Source organism: Wolbachia endosymbiont of Bemisia tabaci, assembly GCF_003999585.1.
Taxonomy (GTDB): domain Bacteria; phylum Pseudomonadota; class Alphaproteobacteria; order Rickettsiales; family Anaplasmataceae; genus Wolbachia.
The window spans coordinates 967,518-987,274 of sequence record NZ_CP016430.1 but is presented as its reverse complement, the minus strand read 5'-3'; the positions used below and the strand labels follow the sequence as shown (position 1 = coordinate 987,274).

At 33.5% G+C, this 19,757-nt stretch carries 20 protein-coding genes, 1 tRNA gene and 4 pseudogenes; 16 read left to right on the top strand and 9 right to left on the bottom strand.

Annotated elements, in window-relative coordinates; genetic code table 11:
* Positions 1–154: 154 nt before the first annotated feature.
* The 4 genes and pseudogenes from BBB02_RS04870 to BBB02_RS06500 form a co-directional block, all read left to right on the top strand.
* On the top strand, positions 155–889 hold the full coding sequence (locus tag BBB02_RS04870; protein ID WP_245970066.1) for a group II intron maturase-specific domain-containing protein: 735 nt from the start codon (positions 155–157) through the stop codon (positions 887–889).
* Positions 886–1,020: pseudogene (locus tag BBB02_RS06160) on the top strand (Rpn family recombination-promoting nuclease/putative transposase); the annotation flags it as partial. The gene BBB02_RS04870 and the pseudogene BBB02_RS06160, both read left to right, overlap by 4 nt.
* A pseudogene (locus BBB02_RS04865) lies at positions 1,013–1,630 on the top strand (phosphoesterase); the annotation flags it as partial. The pseudogenes BBB02_RS06160 and BBB02_RS04865, both read left to right, overlap by 8 nt.
* 15 nt (positions 1,631–1,645) lie before the next feature.
* A pseudogene (locus BBB02_RS06500) lies at positions 1,646–1,986 on the top strand (transposase); the annotation flags it as partial.
* A gap of 155 nt (positions 1,987–2,141) precedes the next feature.
* On the opposite strand, the gene dcd reads toward BBB02_RS06500, so the two are convergent.
* Both dcd and BBB02_RS04855 read right to left on the bottom strand, forming a co-directional pair.
* Positions 2,142–2,699, bottom strand: a complete 558-nt coding sequence (gene dcd, locus BBB02_RS04860) for a dCTP deaminase (protein WP_006012513.1) — start codon at positions 2,697–2,699, stop codon at positions 2,142–2,144.
* A gap of 71 nt (positions 2,700–2,770) precedes the next feature.
* Positions 2,771–4,228 carry a TrkH family potassium uptake protein gene (locus BBB02_RS04855; RefSeq protein ID WP_127464158.1) on the bottom strand — a complete coding sequence of 486 codons (1,458 nt, stop codon included), beginning with the start codon at positions 4,226–4,228 and terminating at the stop codon, positions 2,771–2,773.
* 178 nt (positions 4,229–4,406) lie between these two features.
* Between BBB02_RS04855 and BBB02_RS06495 the strand changes: the two genes are divergently transcribed.
* On the top strand, positions 4,407–5,648 hold the full coding sequence (locus tag BBB02_RS06495; protein WP_245970080.1) for a hypothetical protein: 1,242 nt from the start codon (positions 4,407–4,409) through the stop codon (positions 5,646–5,648).
* Between the two features lie 102 nt (positions 5,649–5,750).
* On the opposite strand, the gene BBB02_RS04845 is transcribed toward BBB02_RS06495, so the two are convergent.
* From BBB02_RS04845 to rpsB, 5 genes are all read right to left on the bottom strand, one after another.
* Positions 5,751–6,767, bottom strand: coding sequence for a substrate-binding domain-containing protein (locus tag BBB02_RS04845; protein ID WP_063631086.1), 1,017 nt, complete (start codon positions 6,765–6,767; stop codon positions 5,751–5,753).
* A gap of 193 nt (positions 6,768–6,960) precedes the next feature.
* On the bottom strand, positions 6,961–7,518 hold the full coding sequence (gene frr, locus BBB02_RS04840) for a ribosome recycling factor (protein ID WP_127464157.1): 558 nt from the start codon (positions 7,516–7,518) through the stop codon (positions 6,961–6,963).
* Positions 7,519–7,525: 7 nt separating this feature from the next.
* Positions 7,526–8,269, bottom strand: a complete 744-nt coding sequence (gene pyrH, locus BBB02_RS04835) for a UMP kinase (RefSeq protein ID WP_039950243.1) — start codon at positions 8,267–8,269, stop codon at positions 7,526–7,528.
* Positions 8,253–9,098 carry a translation elongation factor Ts gene (gene tsf, locus BBB02_RS04830; protein WP_063631085.1) on the bottom strand — a complete coding sequence of 282 codons (846 nt, stop codon included), beginning with the start codon at positions 9,096–9,098 and terminating at the stop codon, positions 8,253–8,255. The genes pyrH and tsf overlap by 17 nt, the downstream gene beginning before the upstream one ends.
* A complete protein-coding gene (gene rpsB / locus BBB02_RS04825) occupies positions 9,095–9,910 on the bottom strand; it encodes a 30S ribosomal protein S2 (protein WP_127464156.1) in 816 nt (271 codons plus the stop codon). The genes tsf and rpsB overlap by 4 nt, the downstream gene beginning before the upstream one ends.
* A 181-nt stretch (positions 9,911–10,091) precedes the next feature.
* On the opposite strand from rpsB, the gene BBB02_RS04820 reads away from it, so the two are divergent.
* The 3 genes from BBB02_RS04820 to glmS all read left to right on the top strand — a co-directional run bounded on the left by BBB02_RS04820 (position 10,092) and on the right by glmS (position 12,535).
* Positions 10,092–10,168 (top strand) — tRNA-Asp (locus BBB02_RS04820).
* 130 nt (positions 10,169–10,298) lie between these two features.
* Complete coding sequence (yajC, locus tag BBB02_RS04815) at positions 10,299–10,712, top strand: preprotein translocase subunit YajC (RefSeq protein WP_127464155.1); 414 nt, start codon at positions 10,299–10,301, stop codon at positions 10,710–10,712.
* 8 nt (positions 10,713–10,720) lie between these two features.
* On the top strand, positions 10,721–12,535 hold the full coding sequence (gene glmS / locus BBB02_RS04810; RefSeq protein WP_127464154.1) for a glutamine--fructose-6-phosphate transaminase (isomerizing): 1,815 nt from the start codon (positions 10,721–10,723) through the stop codon (positions 12,533–12,535).
* Positions 12,536–12,792: 257 nt separating this feature from the next.
* Here glmS and BBB02_RS04805 read toward each other — a convergent pair.
* Positions 12,793–12,946, bottom strand: a pseudogene (locus tag BBB02_RS04805) (IS481 family transposase); the annotation flags it as partial.
* A gap of 214 nt (positions 12,947–13,160) precedes the next feature.
* Here BBB02_RS04805 and BBB02_RS04800 point away from each other — a divergent pair.
* Together BBB02_RS04800 and BBB02_RS04795 are read left to right on the top strand one after the other, a co-directional pair.
* Positions 13,161–13,904 carry a hypothetical protein gene (locus BBB02_RS04800; RefSeq protein WP_127464153.1) on the top strand — a complete coding sequence of 248 codons (744 nt, stop codon included), beginning with the start codon at positions 13,161–13,163 and terminating at the stop codon, positions 13,902–13,904.
* A 228-nt stretch (positions 13,905–14,132) separates the two neighbouring features.
* Complete coding sequence (locus BBB02_RS04795; RefSeq protein WP_127464152.1) at positions 14,133–15,182, top strand: hypothetical protein; 1,050 nt, start codon at positions 14,133–14,135, stop codon at positions 15,180–15,182.
* Here BBB02_RS04795 and BBB02_RS04790 read toward each other — a convergent pair.
* Positions 15,172–15,696 carry a gamma carbonic anhydrase family protein gene (locus tag BBB02_RS04790; protein ID WP_127464151.1) on the bottom strand — a complete coding sequence of 175 codons (525 nt, stop codon included), beginning with the start codon at positions 15,694–15,696 and terminating at the stop codon, positions 15,172–15,174. The genes BBB02_RS04795 and BBB02_RS04790 overlap by 11 nt on opposite strands.
* 115 nt (positions 15,697–15,811) lie before the next feature.
* On the opposite strand from BBB02_RS04790, the gene secG reads away from it, so the two are divergent.
* From secG to BBB02_RS04760, 6 genes are all read left to right on the top strand, one after another.
* Positions 15,812–16,132 carry a preprotein translocase subunit SecG gene (gene secG, locus BBB02_RS04785; protein ID WP_007302593.1) on the top strand — a complete coding sequence of 107 codons (321 nt, stop codon included), beginning with the start codon at positions 15,812–15,814 and terminating at the stop codon, positions 16,130–16,132.
* Positions 16,132–17,739, top strand: a complete 1,608-nt coding sequence (locus tag BBB02_RS04780; protein WP_127464150.1) for a CTP synthase — start codon at positions 16,132–16,134, stop codon at positions 17,737–17,739. Before secG ends, BBB02_RS04780 begins: the two co-directional genes overlap by 1 nt.
* Before the next feature lie 86 nt (positions 17,740–17,825).
* Complete coding sequence (locus tag BBB02_RS04775; RefSeq protein ID WP_245970079.1) at positions 17,826–18,062, top strand: hypothetical protein; 237 nt, start codon at positions 17,826–17,828, stop codon at positions 18,060–18,062.
* 17 nt (positions 18,063–18,079) lie between these two features.
* Positions 18,080–18,487, top strand: a complete 408-nt coding sequence (locus BBB02_RS04770; protein ID WP_010404879.1) for a nucleoside deaminase — start codon at positions 18,080–18,082, stop codon at positions 18,485–18,487.
* A 242-nt stretch (positions 18,488–18,729) separates the two neighbouring features.
* Entirely contained in the window at positions 18,730–19,161 is a 432-nt protein-coding gene (locus BBB02_RS04765; RefSeq protein WP_017532529.1) for a hypothetical protein, read from the top strand.
* Between the two features lie 200 nt (positions 19,162–19,361).
* Positions 19,362–19,757 (top strand): heme ABC exporter ATP-binding protein CcmA (locus BBB02_RS04760; RefSeq protein WP_164741544.1); only part of this gene is annotated, 396 nt, incomplete at its 3' end.

Sequence of the window (19,757 nt, the reverse complement as noted above, 5' to 3'; positions counted from 1 at the left end):
GAGATCATGGAAGACTAGCAAAGCAATTTCTAGGAAAAGTGAGAAAGAGGTCTCCAAATATTTTCTATCATTGGACACTTGGGTTAGGATCAAAGGGCTAAATAATGGGAGCTGTATAAACCGAGAGGTTTCCGTACAGTTCTGCGAGAGACTGGTGGGGAAGTTCCGCTGGTCTACTCTCCTTATTATTTCAGGTTTTACATGTGAACTACTGGAAAATGAAGTTAAGCCATTAGTATCATCTTTCCTTCATGAGAGAGGTTTAGCTCTGTCAGAAGAGAAGACAAAGATTACATTTATTACAACAGGGTTTGACTTTCTTGGTTGTAATGTACGTAGATATAATAAGAAGTTAATTATTAAACCTTCTAAAGAAAGTATTAAAAAACTTCTTAATAAAGCACGTACATTGATAAAAGCAAATATAGCAAACACTCAGGCTATAGTAATTAAGTCACTTAACTCTCTACTGAGAGGATGGGGAAATTACTATCACCATGTGTGTGCTAAAAAAGCGTTTAGAAAAATCGACAATGAAATTTGGCATAGTTTATGGAAATGGGCAAAAAAAAGACATCCTCGTAAAGGATTACGTTGGATAAAGAATCGTTACTTCAAAGTAATGGGTCAACGCCAATGGGTCTTTGCTGCACCCATATGCAAGAACAAACCAAAAGAGATACGGTATTTAAGACTGCTTAAGCTGATTGATATACCTATCAGACGACATGTTAAAATCAGAGCGGATGCAAATCCCCTTGACTTAAAATGGAAAAAGTATTTTGATGAGAGAGTGAAACGAACAAGAATGTTAGCAAGCTCTTTCTCAAGAGAAGGTTCTCTACTGTTGGTGTCACCATTAAGAATGATGTTTCCTGAGGAATCATGAAGGACAAGCCGGTTCTAGAAAAGAAGAACTTAGATAAGGGGCTCAAGCGTAGTGTGGGTAAACCTGCATGCTGCGTTTCTAAGGGAGGGAGTAGTAGTAATACTGCTTCCTTACCTGACCAGATGGTTCAGATATTTAGATTCATACCCCTTTTCCCCTCAAAAATGTGAAGATCTTATTTCCAGTTGGTTCTTAGATGCTGGGCCGATGAAGTTTTTTATCTTCGACTCTTCATCCGGTGAGGAAATTTTTACAACCCAAAGCACAGTTGATGCTTTTGAGAGGCAGTTTGATAAATTGATACAAGATAAGCCCACGTGGTTTTTGACTCATAAACCACTTTGGAGATCTCCAAAAAAAGAATTTTTGACATTAAAAAGCCATGGTAATCTTACACAAATTGAAGCTTTTGGAGATAAATTTCCAAGCAATGTTACTACCATAGTTTCTGGCCACATTCATATAGCCCAGATTTTATTAATGGATAATGTTCCAGATCAGATTATAGTTGGAAACGGCGGTGCATTATTACACGCTCAAGATCAAGAACCTGTTTATCAAAACGTAGAATTTAACTATCCAAATAGTAGAAATTACTTAGCACACGAAGTTAGAAACTTTTTCGGCTTTGGCTTTGCAATATTAGGTTTAGACGATCACAAATTTACTTTCTATAACCAAGATAATAAGGAAATGTATTCTGCAAACCTAACGAAAGACTTTAAACTTAAAACAAATTAAAATTAGGACTATTTAAGGACGCAGAAAAAACGTGCTGAGCTTAAAAAACTCATAGCAACAAAAAACACTGAAATTCTTGTATATATCGACTAATCTGGAATTGATAACACAAAAGTCAGCGTATTAGTATGATTGCAGCTTTGAATAAGGGAAAAATTATGGCGCCTATGATTTTTGAAGGCTACTGCGATACAGACGTTTTTAATAGCTAGTTCAAACTTTTTGCTGGGTGATTTTGGATAATGCAACTTTTCATAGAAAACAAGTGAATTTGTTAAAAGTGTCGGTGCTGAAGTTATATATCTGCCTACACATTCTCCTGATTTTAATCAAACCATTGGTTTGTTATAAAAAATTGAGCCAGAAAGAATATCCAGCTATTCGAACTATTAGAAAAAGAGCTATATATGAGCATGTTTTAGCACAGACATTATTTTTGTAACTAGGCAAATGCAATCAGTATTAGCGGCTTGAAAGGATATCAATTAATAAAGAAATGCATCTAAAGTAATCACTTAACTAACGGCAAAGTGATACCATGTTGATTCATATATTTTCCTTTCATATCATCATATGACTTCTCACACTCACTTTCGCCGCTTAAAAACACAAATTGGCATGCTCCTTCATTAGCGTAAATTTTTGCAGGAAGTGGAGTAGTGTTAGAGAATTCAAGTGTGACGTGACCTTCCCATCCAGGTTCTAAGGGAGTAACGTTTACTATAATACCACACCTTGCATAAGTTGACTTACCAACACAAATTACCAGTACATTCCTTGGTATACGAAAATACTCCACTGTGCTGGCAAGTACAAAACTATTTGGTGGAATTATACATACATCTGTTTCCTTATCTATGAAACTATTCTCAGAAAAATTCTTGGGGTCTACAATAGCTGAATTAACATTAGTAAAAATCTTAAACTTATTACTAACTCTTGCATCATAGCCATAAGATGATAATCCGAAAGATACAACACCCTTACTGCTTTTATGATTCACAAAAGGCTCTATCATTCTAGAGTTTTCAGCCTTTTCCCTTATCCATTTATCTGGCATAACTGCCATAATTGTCCTTTAAAGTTTTGTAATACTTATAATAATATGTAATAGAATTTAAATGTAAACCTGAATTAGCGTTACACTCTGGAATGGCAAAGTTTCCAGTATAAACTACCTATACAAAAATAAATTGGCAATATTTCAAGCCTGCCAAGCAGCATCAAAAACGATAGAAATAGCTTTACTCCACCACTAAAGGAGGAATAATTACCTGAAGGACCTATTAGGTTACTAAATCCTGGGCCAGAATTTGTAAGCATTGCAGAAACAGAGCTGATGCTAGTTATAAAGTCCGCATTGCTCAAGTAAGACATCATTATTGATGATATAGTGAACGTTAACATGTAAATCGCAAAAAACGTAAAGACGGATTGAACTTCATCATTTTCCAGTATTTTACCATTGAGTTTTACTCTATCGCTTTCACTTGGATTTAATAAAGAGCTAAAGTAATTCCTTATAGATTTTAGAAAAATGACTAAACGGAAGATTTTGATTCCACCACTAGCAGAACCACCACATCCACCAATAAAGGCTAAAAAGAAAGCTAAGACTGAAATAAAGCTCCAATTCAAGTAGTTGCACATTACATAGCCAGTTGATGTGATAAAGGAGGTAATGGTGAATGTGCTGTACCTAAATGATAAAAATACTCCTAAGTCAAAATTTTTATATAACCAAAAACAAGCAAGCAAAGATGAGATAACAACTATCTTAATAAAGTAAGAGACCTGTTCATCATAACAAACGTCTAATCGTCTTATAATTTTTAAATAGCTCATAAAAGGTAAAGAGCCTAAAATCATAAAGATAATTGTTATGACCTCCAATATAGGGTTATTGTAGTAGCCTATAGAATCGTTATAGTTAGCAAATCCACCAGTTGATACAGCGGACATTCCGTGACATACTGCATCAAATAATGGCATGCCAGCTAGATAGTACGAAAATATGCACAATAAAATTAGGCAGTAATATATTTCTGCAATATGTATTACTACGCTTCGCGTATGTAGTAACTTTCTTTTAAGAGCATCTGAGTACTCAGAATAGAGTAAATTATTTAAGCTCAAAACCTTAAATATGGGAAAAATTGCAATTCCTACTGTAATTACTCCAAAACCACCTATACCGTGTAGCATTGCTCTCCACAGTAGTATCCCCGGAGATTGTTGCTCGATGCAACTTAGAATAGTTGCTCCTGTGGCTGTAATCCCAGATACTGCTTCAAACAGTGCATCAATGTAGCTTAAACTATCAAGATAAAATGGAATAGCTGCAAATAGAGATAATGCAATCCAGGTACAACTGGTAATCGCAAAAATTGCCGGCATTCCATGTAACCTACTTAGTTTACCCAGTAGAATAAAAATCGCACTAAATGTGCAGGTAACTATAAATCCAACCAGAAAATTTTTCCATTCGTAACCTAGATAATTATTAGTAATAGCAGGAATAAGCATTGCTACGCCAAACAACAATAGAAAAATTCCCACAATAAACGCAATTGAACGTAAAACCTGCAGATTTTCCATAGAAAGTACTGTGAAAGCTATATGTTATTAAAACTTCAACCGCTTTGCTAATTTTTTCTCTTGACTTGATTATAAATACGTATAATTATAGCGCTAAATTTGCCATAAGAGATAGAGGTAGGGTATAGTATTAGATTGTGGCCTTATTAAAACTCAAGAATCATTATATTTTGCAATTTTGAATAACAATCTTCAAGAGGTCCAGAATATATTAAATATTAATTCTTACAGTAATATACAAAAGGTTTTCAGAAGCCAATTCCCGAGTGGTCGTACAATCTTTGATGTTGCTAAATCCATAGGAAATGAAGAAATCATTCAGACACTTCAGCAGAAAGCTAATGAATACACTAATGCTTTATGGAATAAGCGTAAAGCAACTCAAAATTCATTACGTTTTGCAGTTGTGAATAGCAGTCTTCGAGAAGTCCTAAACATAATCAAAAAAATTAATTCTGAGGAGGATATAGATTATACACAAAAGGTTTTAAGGAGTAAGTTCGATGGTAATTATACTATCTTAGATTTTGCTATTTTAAAACAAGAAGGAGATATCATTAAGGCATTTTGGGATAAAGCTGATAAAAACACTCGTGTCTTCTTGAGTGATAGTGCAATCAAATCAGCTAATTATAGTTCAAATTTTGATGTTAAAAAATTTATTCCAGAAATTGAGAATTATAATAGAAAGTGCACTGAAAAAGCTACCAAACGAACTTATGAAGAATCTCATCAGAAAAATGATATTCGTGATAGAGCTATGCAAAAAGTGGAAAATTTAGGAAGAATAGGTACCCTTCATTGCAAATTATGTGAAGCAATAAATTCTTTGAAAATTGAAAAAGTTAAAGCAGTATTAGAAGATTGTGATACAAATCTAGAAATGATTTTAAATAGACCTATATACTCACAGAGCAAAACTACCCTTTTACTTTATCCTCTGCAAGTTGGTCTTAATAAACGATATATAGGTGATGGTAAAAGATTGAAACAAGAAGATCTGAGAAATATAAAAGAAATTACTAAACTTCTTTGGGATAAAGCTTCTCCTGATATTCGCAATTTCTGGTTTAAATTCCATCAAGATCAACAAGAAGAAAGTACAAAAGACACAAAAGCAACCTTTGAAGCTCATTTGAAAAAAGCTCCTCCTGATATTCGTGACTCGTGGCTTAAAAATCAAAGAGCTCCTGAAAATCAAGATGCAGCTGTAATAAAACTTCTTAAAGGTGAGCAACAACGACATGCTAAGATAGGTAGTGAGAAGTGGCTTGAAGATTTCATTCAAGAAGTTAAAGATTACACAGAACAAAAAAGCATAGAAGAAAACCTTGAAATAGCTACAGAGAAACCTACAACAAAATCTGTTCTACAAGACGCACAACTTCCTCAAATAAATAGAACTTGTTGTATTTTGTAGTAAATAAGTTCTTAGGAAACCTAAGTATGATAACAATAAAAACAAGAAATTTAAACGTTCTATTTTTAACCTAGTATCCAGAATAAAAAAATATCAAAGTCATCATATTATATCACGAACCTTTTCCAAGACTTTTTTTATATTTTCGCTTGAAAGTGGAATTAAGCCAAGCCTAGATAAATATCCACCTTCAGTACTAATAGAGTCTACAACTTCTCTAATGAATTCCCTTAATCCATCAACAGTATCTAAGTGTTCTTTCTTTATATAAAGATATAAAGGCCTTGCTAACATATACTCCCCCGATGATATATTTTTATAAGTTGGCTCAATTCCTGCGATTGTGCTCCCTTGAATCTCATCTTGGTTTTTCGCTAAAAAGCTGAAGCTAAATATTCCTAAAGCATTTTTATTGCTCTTCAATTTTTGTATTATTATGTTTTCATTAATTCCAACTTCTATATACCTTCCATCATCTCTGATATTACTACATGCTTTCTTTCTTTTTTCTTGGTCTTGATAATTCTCTTTGAAAATCCTTGAGTTCATGCATGAATATTGATCAAGCATAATAAAATTAATCAAAGTTTCATGTGTACCTGTATTTTGATGTGGACCATAGATTTTAATTTCTGTTTTTGGTAGAGCTTGATTTACATCAGACCAAAATTTCTTGTTATTCTTTACTAATCTATCATTGTCTTCAGAATATGCAGATAAAGTTTCAAACAGGTCATTTTTTGTAAAATCAAATCTATGGCTTTGATTTGAATTTGCAATAACAATTCCATCATAGCCGATTATGATCTCTATTACCTCATTCACTTTATTTCTTTTGCATAATTCTCTCTCTACTTCCTTCATAGGGCGAGATGAAGTGGTGATATCTGGTGTGCCTTTCCCTATTCCTGAACAAAACATTTTGAACCCTGATCCACTTCCTATCGATTCTACAACTGGAGTTTTAAAGGGAAATATACGACTGAATTCCTCAGATACAAATGAGATAAAAGGAAAAACAGTTGAAGATCCAACAATTCTGATATATCTTCTAGCATCAACATTTGACAGTGGGATGAGTAATACAAATGCAAAAATAAGGAAAAGGCGTTTCAGCATCGTTTTCGCTCAAGAGTGTAAACTTAATTATCGTAATAAAAAATCAAACTGAAAAGCTTTTTTTCTAGATTTCAAAAGGTATAACGATCAAATGTGTGCGTAGTGATGAGATATGAATCACAGCATTCATACAACTGTATCTGTATCGAATCCTCTTATGTTTTTCAATACTGAAAAATTCTTTCATATTAACTTAATGATGCAATATATCCTTTTCTTTAATAGATAAGTCATCATCGACTTTTTTTACATTATCATCAGTAATGTTTTGTATTTCCTTTTTGGCAACATGAAAATCATCTTCTGAGATTTCCTTATTTTTCTTCATTTCCTCTATTTCTTCCATAACATCTCTGCGTATATTTCTAATTGCAACTCGTGCATTTTCAGAAAATTGATGCAATAATTTCACTAATTTTTCACGAGTTTCTTGTGTTAAGTCTGGAAGAACTATACGTATAGTATTTCCTTCAACAACAGGATTTAAATTCAGGTTAGCATTGATTATCGCATTTTTTACTTCACCGATAACAGTAGCATACCAAACTTTAACTGATAGAGTTTTGTTATCTATAGCTGAAACGCCTGCAACTTGGTTCAGTTTTTGATGTCCACCATAGATATTTACAACTATACCATCAAGTAATGATGCGTTAGCTCTACCAGTACGTACACCTTTCATATCATCGTGAAAAGACTGAATAGTTTTTAGCATTCTTTCCTTTGTTTTAGCTTTTATTTCGTTTAACATAAATTACCTAATGTTTACAATCTGAGACTATAGTATAAGTGCCTTGACCCTTAATAATATCAACCATTTTTTCTCTTTTTAAAGAAAAAACTACAATTGGGATAGAATTCTCACGAGCAAGTGAAATTGCTGATGCATCCATAACTTTTAAATCACGAGTTAGCAAATCTGTATAAGAAAGCCTATCATACATCACAGCATCCTCATTTTTTTTTGGATCAGCAGAATATACACCTCTTACTTGCGTACCTTTTAGAATAACATCACAATTCATTTCAACAGCACGTAGAGCTGCAGCTGTATCTGTGGTAAAAAATGGGTTACCTGTACCTGCTGCAAAAATGACAACTCTACCTTTTTCTAAATGATGAATAGCCTTCCTTCTTATATAAGGCTCACATATAGTAGTCATAGGTATAGCAGATAATACCCTAGAAACTATAGAGCTTTTTTCTAAAAAATTCTGCAAAATTAAAGCATTAATGACAGTGCCAAGCATTCCAATATAATCACTGCTTGCTCTTTCACAGCCACTTAAAGATGCTGATGCACCACGAAAAATATTCCCACCACCAACAACAATACAAACTTGAACTCCGAGATTACAAACTTCAACTATGTCTTTGGATAGTTTATCTATAACTTCCATATCATGGCCAAATAGCTTTGATCCCATCAAAGCCTCCCCAGAGATTTTGAATAACACTCTGGGGTATTTTACTTCTGAAGTTTTGTTACTTATTTGCACCATCCAAAGTAAGTAACTTATAATTAGCTAACTTAACAGCACTTGATTCTATAAAATCAGCAATCTTCATTTTATCATCTTTTATAAACTTCTGCTCTAGCAGAACAACTTCTTCATAGTATTTAGCCATTCGTCCATCTACTATTTTTTTCGCTACCTCTTCAGGTTTATTTAAGCTCTTTACTTGCTCCTCAATTATAGAACGCTCATTGTTTAATTTTTCTTGATCTAAATCATCTATAGATAAAGCTTCAGGTTTCATAGCAACTACATGCATAGCTATTTGCTTTCCAATCTCTTGTTTATCACCAGATGATTGCAATGCTACTAAAGCACCAATCTTACCTAAGCCATGCATATCACCATGTACATAGCCAGCAATAATCCCATCCTTAGTTTCTAGGTAGCAAAGATTGCTTAACTCTAACTTCTCACCAAGAACCGATGTACCACTCATAATAGCTTCCTGCACTGTACCAACATCTTCATATTTGGCATTTTTTAACTCATCAAGATTAGTACAACGTTCTTGACAAGCAATTGATGCTAAACTTGAAACTAATGCTATGAACTTCTCATTTCTAGCAACAAAATCAGTTTCACAATTGACTTTAACCAATACACCATAATTTTTAGCCAAGCACATAGCAATAAGCCCATCCGAAGCTACTCTATCAGACTTTTTGTCAGCTTTAGCAAATCCTATTGTACGTAACCTATCAACGGCTTTCTTAATATCACCATCACACTCTTCTAACGCTTTCTTACAATCGCTTAAGCCAAGCCCTGTTCTATCGCGTAATTCCCTTATACTACTTGAATCCATCTTCATTTACTTACTATTACCTCCCTTTCTGTTTCAACCTTAATACGCTTCTTTTCAGTTTGCACAATATCCTCTTCTTTTTCTTGAATAAGCTCATCATCCTTAACTCTAGACCTTGTCAAACTAGACTCTATTCCAGCTAATATAGAATCAGCAACTAATTTACAATAAAGCTCTATTGATTTTCTTGAATCATCATTTCCTGGTATAGGATAAGTAATACCATTTGGGTCAGAATTGGTATCAAGTACTCCAACTACAGGAATACCCAGTTTTTTAGCCTCTTTAACCGCTATATGCTCTTTGTTAGTATCAATAATAAATAAAATATCAGGAACTGCTCCCATTTCTCTAATTCCACCCAATTCTTTATCAAGCTTTTTTCTTTTCTTTTCAATGTCTCCTAATTCTTTTTTTGTTAAGATGCTATCTTCATCATTGGATATTTTCTCATATTGTATCAAAGTTTTTATCGAAGAAGAAACAGTGTTCCAATTAGTAAGCATACCACCAAGCCATCGATCATTTACATAATACTGACCACAACGAACTGCTTCACTTGCAACAATATCTAAAGCTTGAAATTTCGTACCAACAAATAAAATGCGACCATCTTGAGATGCAACATCGTATAAAGCTTTCATCGCCGCCTCTAACAATGGTAATGTTTTTCGTAAGTCTATTATGTGTATACGATTCTGTTGATGTATACCATATATATATGGGGCCATTTTCGCATTCCAGCGACTAACTTTATGGCCAAAATGCACACCAGATTCAGCTAAATCACGTATAGTGACTTTAGGCAAATTTGTCATATTTACTCCTCCAAATAGTTTATCCTCCATGGCATAACCCTAACGGGACTACTTGCATAAGCCATGTGTGAAATTAAGTTATTTACATAGTAATAAAAAAGACAAAAAAGCGCAAACAAAAAATATTGACAAGTAGCAACACGTTGATTAGCTTTAAGATTGCAAACGTTAAAAAGCAATGGGGGGTGTAGCTCAGTTGGTTAGAGCGCATGCCTGTCACGCATGAGGTCGTGAGTTCAAGTCTCATCACTCCCGCCATTACAGCAGAAACACCTTAAAATTCCTTAAGTTTCTTATTAATTTGAATTAATTTCTTTCAGAGACTTGACATGATATTGTAATTGCTGCTTAATCTATTTAACTTTATCGTTAATAATTAGGATTAAATATGTTCACTTCTGAGGTTTTTGCGGCAGATGCGACTAACAATATATCAGCATCTGTTGCTAGCTTTATTCCACTCATTTTAATATTTGTAGTATTTTATTTTCTCATTATTCGCCCCAATCACAAAAAACTAAAAGAACATAGAAGGATGATAGATCAAATAAAATGTGGTGATACGGTTATTACTTCTAGTGGAATAATAGGTGAAGTAAACAAAGTTGACGAAGTAAATGCACAACTAATACTAGAAATAGCACCAAAAATTGAAATAAAAATCCTAAAATCTGCTATATCTGAAATCTTAAATAAAGAAATTCAAAAGCCAGTAGCTAAATCTATTGAAAAAAGCAAAGTTGAAAAGAATGGCAAGAAAAATAAACTAGAGGAAAGTAAAAAAGACAAAAATGCTTCATAATTTAAGAAGTGTGTGGAATATTAGGTATAGTAAGCAGCGGTGGTTCAGTAATACCAACTTTACTAACCGCGTTGCAAAAATTGGAATACAGAGGTTATGACTCTTCAGGTATAGCAATCATAAATAATAGAGGTAAGATAGAAGTAAAAAAATCAGAAGGTAAAGTTGAAAGATTGTGTGAAGTTGTTCATGAGAGCAAGATATCTAGTAGCAAAGTTGGTATAGCACATACTCGTTGGGCTACACATGGAGCTCCAAATCTTAAAAATGCTCATCCCATTTATATAAATAATGTTGTTGTTGCTCATAATGGCATAATTGAAAATTACAATATATTAAAAAAGGATCTGGAGGAAAAGGGAGTATCTTTTCATACCGACACTGATACAGAAGTAATACCAAACATATTAACTTCATATCTTGATGAAGGGTTATCACCAGTTGATTCTATATTTAAGTGTCTAAACAACTTACAAGGTTCATTTGCTTTGGTTCTATTATTTGCAGAATATCCAGATGCATTGTTCGTTGCGAAAAGAAATTTACCTTTGGCAATAGGAGGATATAACTGTAATAAAGTATTTGCTGCCTCTGATACTAATGCTTTGAGTTCATTTGTAGAAAAAATATTGCATTTAGAAGATAATGATATTGCAGTAATAAAATCTAACGAATTCAGTATATATAATAATGGTATACAAGTTAAACGCAGAACAGAAAATAGCAGTCCAAGAAGTTTTCTAATTAGTAAAAATGGTTACCCTAGCTTTATGCTAAAAGAAATTTTTGAGCAACCGTATGCATTAAACAAAACAATAAATCAATTTTATAAACAATATAAAGAAATCAACAAAGAATTATTTTCTGAACTAGGTTACATTACTATAGTTGGATGCGGTTCATCCTATTTTGCTGGACTAATAGCAAAGTGTTGGCTGGAAAGTATTGCTCAAATTCGGGTATATCTAGAAATCTCGTCAGAATTTAGGTATAGCAGCGTCAAGCTCGAAGAAGGTAGTATTGGCTTATTCATTTCTCAATCTGGTGAAACTGCAGATACTATGGAAGCACTACGTTATGCGAGATTGCAGAAACAAATGATCATTAGCATAATTAATACATTTAATAGCAGCATAGAAAAAGCCTCAGATATTGTATTGCATACTCTTGCTGGACCTGAGATTGGTGTTGCTTCGACAAAAACCTTTTCTACGCAGCTTGCAATTTTAGCATGCTTTTCTGTAGAGCTTGGAAAAATAAAAGGTATACTGGGTAGAGAGAGGATAAAGGAACTAAGCGGTGCTATTAATTCCATTCCCGAACATGTAGAGCATGTTTTGAATGTGATGGAAATACAACATATATCAGGCAGTATATTAGAGCACAATAATATAATTATAATTGGGAGAGGAAGCTCATATGGAGTTGCAATGGAAGGTGCATTGAAGATAAAAGAGCTTTCATATATCAACACAATTGGTATTGCAGCGGGAGAAATGAAGCACGGTTCTATCGCTTTGATAGACTCTACTGTACTTGTTATCGCAATTATTCCTTACGATAATTTATTCTTTAAAACGCTATCCAATATACAAGAGATTATTGCAAGAAAAGGTAAAGTAATTGCCTTTAGTGATAAGCAAGGAGCACCGCTCTTAAAGGGAATTTGCATAGATGTGGTGCAACTTCCAGAAGTTGACAATTTTGTTTCTCCAATTATCTACAGTGTTGCTATGCAATTTCTTGCTTATTCTATTGCAGAAAAAAAAGGGTTAGATGTAGATTGCCCGAGAAATTTAGCTAAATCTGTCACAGTTGAGTAACTTATTTAAAGTGAGTTGCTAATTAACAGCTCTCATTGTCAGTTATAAATTACTGAATTTTACTAATAAATTCATTAGCCCTCTGCGAAAGAATATGTAACTAATGTAAGGATGAAAGAGGCTAAAATCAACGCCTCAAATTAACAAGATTTGCCATTATGGTTACCAGACACAACTTAGCCTAGCAAGCAAGAATTAACTAACAGAAAAATTGAAAACTAATATCAGTCTCTTAATGTAATGCTACCAATATTTTTCTAAAAAGCAATATGTTTTCTATTCAGGAAAGTCTACATCGCCATAACAATATTTACTAGAATGAGGTCTTGTCTCACTGTAAAAACGCAACCAATGATCAACGTCTATCTGAAGATCTTCTAATGAATTGTAGATTGTTTTACAAAAAAAGAGGAGTAAAATGAGAGTTCAGTAACTTGATTATAGAGTTGTACTGCCTTTCCATATTTGAAGCAAGTTGTTATTCTACCTCAAACCATAGCACAAAGTAAATACGTCAATTTACACTAAAATTATCTGTTTATGAGTTATATTATGTAAAGATACTATTTGACATTGAGCTTTAAAGATATTATGTGATAGCATTATTTAATATGTGAGGTTTATTATGGCTAAAGTAAGTGCTGGTGAAAACTCAAAAAAGCTCAAAAATAGTAAAAATCAGCCTATGTCGCCAAAAAAGTTCAAGGGCAGTCAGTTTATGTCACCAAAACGGAGTCAGAATTCCGGTGAAAAGCTATGGAATGCATTTCACGCATTAATGAACGTAATATCGGAGCTAGAAGAAACAAAGGTTACAGTGGAACTAAAAAAAGATGAAATATCAGAAGAACAATTAAATAAAATAATAGCATTAAAAAATCAAGCAGCAGAAGAAACAGAGCAAATAATGATGCCATATTTCAAGAAAATAATAGTAGAATTGAAAGGAACAAAAATAGAGAAATTGTCTACGGAGCTAAAAAAGCTGGCAGAAGTACAAGGTGAAAAAATACAAGAGTTATGTAAGAAACTAAAATCAGGTACTGGAACAGAAGAAGATCAAAACAAACTCAAGAGAGCAGTAAAAGGATTAGCAAAAGAGTATTCCAAAGAGCTCACAAACTACGTATCTGATTCAAATCCGATAATGTTGTACACTGCTGTTATTGGTGTTGGTCTTGCTGTTGGGCTGGTAGCAAGTACTATACTTGAACATACAACTAGACTAAGTATGTTAGCAATAATTATCATAGCTACAGCATCTGCATTCGTAGCTGGTTGTGCTACATACGCAACACTAAGACCTAATACTAAAATAGATGAATCAAAAGAAGTCCAAATAAAGAGTTCTCATCACTCACTTTCCTAATCACACTTTAATTCAAGCTTTATCAGTTTTATTCAAGTTGCTTCTAAAAGGAGAATATCAATGGTGTTCTCCTTACTGATTTGGTTAAAATGCAGAAAACGCCTATGTCAAAAATTTACACAGATGTTAAGTGCTGCCACTAATTCCCAGTTAGTACAATTTGTGTATCTTATTGACATATTTAATTTATTCTGTTACAATTTTTAGTAATTAGATTGGGGTAAAACAATGAAGAGTTTTAAATGGCTACTTAATCAAGTCAGACTTTCATGGATTAGCTTAATATCAAAAGTAAAGAGCTTTTTTCAAACTAACGATACACATCATCAAACAACTGCTAGCAATGGAAATGATCATACAAGAAAAATAAGTGTAGAAAATACAATAGAGGCGAAAGGTAATGAGATTGATTTAGAGGATGAGCAGGATGTGTTTGAGGATGCTCTAACAGGAGAAGAGCTAGATGAAGAAGAATTTTTTTATGCTGTTGAAAGTTTTTATGAACAGGAAGTTAATGCTAGTAGAGAAAAAAAGGAATATGAAAAAAATAAGTACTATAGTCTACAAGATGGTCTGCAAGAAAAAGACGAATTTGATCGTGCAACACATACTCTTACACTTGCTTTTGAAATTACAAAGCCATTGCCAGATTCTGACCTCAGTAAATTTAAATTGTGCGAACTTAAGCAAAATGGTGATAAATATACGTTTATCTTAGAAAATGATCAGAAAAATCGAATAGAATTACACTCTGAATATCTCAATATTTATTTTCCTAAGTATTTTGAGAAACACAGTAGAAAAGGAGCATACACTGAACTTTTTTCTCAAGAAGAAAATGAAATTAGAAATGATATTATCATCCCATTACAAGTTCCAAAAGAGGTAAGCATACTTACTGAAAAGTTCGGCTGGATGAATCCCATAAGAGCAAAGATAAAGTCAAAAATACCAGATTACCCAGAAGATATAGATCTCAAAGATTGCAAAGATCATGTAAACTTCTATCTTAATTCAAATAATACTATATCTCTTTTTCTAACGTCAGCACCGATAAAATTTGCAGCTAGACTATCAGGTACTCCAACAGAAACAAACTGGCCAATAAAGGATATTCTAGTCAGAGGTAGTTTTATTAATCAGCATATTGATAAGCAAACTAGAGTTGAAAAAGTGATTAAGCCTTATATTGATAAGCATTCTATAGTTGAAGAAACTTTTGAAGTAGTTAACGTAGAATGTGCATCAGAGCTGAAGATTTCTCAACCTAGGATATAGCTTTATATTCTTTCATCAGCATGATATAATTTTGTGCAGATTGTGTAATATGTTTAATTTCCTCATCTGACATTTTTTTGAAGAATTGTGCTGGCCTGCCAGCCCATACTTCACCACTTTTTATCACTTTTCCATGTGTCACGAGTGAACCAGCAGCTACCATAGCTTCAGACTCGACAATCGCATGATCCATTATAACAGAGCCCATACCAATAAATGCTTTATCATGTATCGTGCATGCATGTAACACACAAAAATGTCCAACCGTCACCATACTACCAATAATCGTGTCACCGCCTGGATTTCTATCTACATGAATTACGGTGCCATCTTGAATATTCGTTTCATCACCTATTTCGATTGATCCAACATCTCCTCTGATCACACAATTAAACCAGATACTCTCATTCCTTCCTATTTCAACGTTACCTATAATACGCACACCATCTGCGATAAAAGAACTTTCATCCATTTTTGGTTCATAATCTTTGTATTTTAAAATGTGATAGCTCATAATTTAAATAAGGTTTAATACATACTTGGGTTCCAGTAGTCAAGTTACTCGGGTAAAGATATTCTTGACTTATGATCCTTATGCTCCTAAAATCTTTATTTTAGCTCTATTTATAATGTCAGTAACAGTACTTAGTGTACTTCAAATAATATTAGTTGTTGTATTGGTAATTTTAGTGCTCCTGCAGCCACCTGGAAGTAGTTCATTAAGTGGCTTTAGTAATTCACAACAGGGAATGAATTCAATAATTCCGGTAAAGTCTTCTGAAAATCCACTCAGTAGAATAACTTCTATAGTTGCTGGGCTGTTCATTATAAATACACTGTTACTATCAGGATTATGTTCAAAAGATGTACATAAAAAATCAATTGCAGAGAAGATTATATCAGAAAAGAAGCAAGAAGGCCAATCAACTTCTGTTCCATTTGAAAATTAATGAAAGAAACCAAGTTTATCTTTGTTACAGGTGGAGTTGTTTCATCACTTGGTAAGGGTTTAGTTGCTTCAAGTGTGGGAGCACTTCTTCAAGCTCATGGATTCAATGTTCGCATCAGAAAGCTTGACCCATATCTCAACATTGATCCTGGAACAATGAGCCCAGCTCAGCACGGGGAAGTATTTGTTACTGAGGATGGTGCTGAAACTGATTTAGACCTTGGACATTACGAGCGTTTTACTAAAATTAAAGCAACCAAGGACGACAATATAACAACTGGTAAAGTATATAATAAATTATTAAAGAAGGAAAGGTGTGGTGATTATCTAGGCAAAACTGTGCAAATCATTCCTCATGTGACAGATTTAATCAAATCTTTCATTTTTAATGGTACAGAAGATTTAGATTTTGTAATATGCGAAATAGGCGGAACCGTAGGTGATATTGAAAGCCAACCGTTTTTGGAAGCTATACGCCAAGTTAATTATAAACTAGGAAAGCAAAAAGTTATCCTTATTCACTTAACTTTAATACCATATCTCACTGCAGCACAAGAATTAAAGACAAAACCGACACAGCATTCAGTTCGAGAGTTAAACTCTGCGGGGTTACAACCAGATATTATATTATGTCGCAGTGAAAAAGAAATTTCCGATAATCAAAAAGAAAAGATAGCCAATCTTTGCAATGTTTCTTTATCTAACGTAATACCTGCTCCTGATGTAAACCATATATACGAGTTACCATCCTTGTATAATCAATGTGGGCTCGGGACACAAATTTTGGATCACTTTCACTTAAGTAAGCCAAAACCAAGCTTACCTGAATGGGACCAAATAGTACACTCTATGAGACATCCAACACAAGAAGTTATCGTTTCCATAGTAGGAAAATATACTGAATTTCCTGACGCATATAAATCACTGATTGAAGCATTAAACCATGGTGCAATTAGTAATAAAGCTAGAGTGAAGATAAATTGGGTCAACTCAAGAGAAGAGAATGGAAAATCTATAGATGCAAAGTTTATCAGAGAAAAATTACAAAGCTCTAATTCAGTCCTTGTTCCAGGAGGATTTGGTGATAACGGAATAGAAGGTAAAATATTAGCAATAAACTATGCCCGTGTAAATAACATTCCTTTTTTAGGAATATGTCTTGGTATGCAGCTTGCAGTGATTGAATTTGCTCGTAACGTTATTAAGCTTGAAGATGTACACTCTGAAGAATTTTATACTTGCAAACACCCAATCATCAAGCTCGCTGATGGTAAGAACGTTGATCTTGGTGGAACCATGAGACTTGGAACATACAAGTGTAATGTAAATCCAAATTCAAAAATGGCAAATGTGTATAGTAGTGTCACTATTTCAGAAAGACACAGACACAGATATATAGTTAATTTAGATTATAAAAATAACTTAGAAGAGAATGGAATGATATGCAGTGGTATATCAGAAGATAAAACATGCATAGAGGCAGTGGAGCTAAAAAATCACTCATGGTTTATTGGTGTGCAATTTCATCCAGAATTTCAATCAAGACCATTTTCTCCTCATCCTCTCTTTACATCATTTATTAAGGCAGCTATTGACAATAGAGTTTAATAGAACTGAATAAACTCTATTCTAATAGAGAGGTAAAAAATGTTACTAAGAAATAGTAAACATATGGATCTGCGACCTTCGAGGAATTGAATAGGCATGTAGAACAAATAATATATAAATTAGAGGAGGATCAAATTATAGAGGATATAATGGAAGAAGTAGTTGTAGCTATAAACGAACTAAAATCGGTAGAAGAAATAAAAAAATATTTAAAGCGAGAAATAGATAGCCTTGTAAAAAGGACAATAGTCCTTAGTGAATTCTATAACCTAGAAAAAATAGAAAAGCCAAGAAAAGAAAATTATATTTACCCAAGCACCTAATGTTTAAGTACCAATACATGGAACTTGCCATAGAGCAAGCAAAACTTGCTCAGAAAGATGGCGAAGTGCCAATAGGTGCTGTAATAGTTAATGGAAACAATATCATCTCCTCTGCACACAATATATCTAATGATCCAACTGCACATGCAGAAATGTTAACAATTAGACAAGCATTTTCAACTTCCACGCTTTATGAAGCTGAAATGTACGTAACGTTAGAGCCGTGCCCGATGTGCGCTCAAGCTATCTCTTTTGCAAAAATTAAACGTCTGTACTTCGGGGCTTACAATCCCAAAGGTGGAGGAGTTGAAAACGGCACTAGAATATTTCAATTCTGTAACCACATACCTGAAGTTTATGGTGGAATATTAGAAACAAAATGTTCTCTTTTGTTAAAAGATTTCTTTGAGAAATTGAGAACTTAGTTTAAGCTGTGTGATTATGATTATTGTTCTGTTTTGCATTAACTTGCTTTTTGTACGAGGTTATCACTTAAGCGCAGAAGTTGCTTTATCCAGCATTAAAACCTGAGAGTTTTTAAGCTTATGCATTCCTTTTATCCTTCAGAAAGTTTTTGTCTACTATCTTTATTCAGAAAAAAAATTGTAAAATTTCTATAGTTATGGTATAATTGTAAATACCGCTTGCCAATAAGCTGAGTATAAAAATGCCGTTCGGACAGATCATTACATATAGCACGATATTACTTGCTATAATTGCAGTATTTATCTTTTTGAGAAAAATATACAAAAATCACATTAGAAAAATTATATTTCCTCTAAAAGTTCTCAAAGAAGAGTGGGAAGAAAATAGAAAATTTAATGAATTATATCAAAAAAATAAGCAAAAAGAGTTGATGAAACAACAGGAAATGCTAAGCGAGAAGCAAAAAGATATGCAAGTTTACAAAGAAGATCTAGAAATAATTGATATAGCAAAACCGCTAGGTAAATGGACAAAGATGGTTATGATGGGTAGTGGTTTAATGAAGCATTTTGCACAATTGATACACAGAGAAGGTGAGAAAAAAGGATTTTGGGAGCTGTTTATCAAAGCTCAGTCTTCAACTAAGGGTAAACATAAAGGAAAAGGCAGATGACGTATCCATTGTCTAATATGCTTTCTAGCATTAAACTTCTTAAGTTTTATAGTCAGTCAAGCAATGAGATGACACCATCTGCTACCTACAAACCCAATGTTCGTAGTTGTATTTCAAACACTGACTGTTTGTTGTGCAAGCTATCCAATGTTCATACACTGAAGTGTTTAGGCTCCAAGTTCTTTTTAAAGGTTCAGTAGATGCTTGAATGTAAAAATCTATCCTGTGCTCGTAATAACAAAGTATTATTTAAAAACCTCAATTTTAAAGCTGAGCCAAAATCAAAAATCTTAATCACTGGTCCAAATGGTAGCGGCAAAACCAGCTTAATCAGAAGTTTATCCGGACTCTTACCGCCAGTATCAGGTAATGTAAGATATTGCGGAAAAGACATATATGATGACCCAAAATCCTATATACCCTCTATGGTCTATATAGGCCATAAAAATGCCTGTAAAGATAGCTTGACAGTTAGTGAAAACATAGAATTCTGGGCAAGAATACGGAATACTAAAGAATTAATTACGGCAGCTGCTTATTGTTTAGAGTTGCAGCCTGTATTTAACATTAGATATGGTGAACTTTCTGCAGGATGG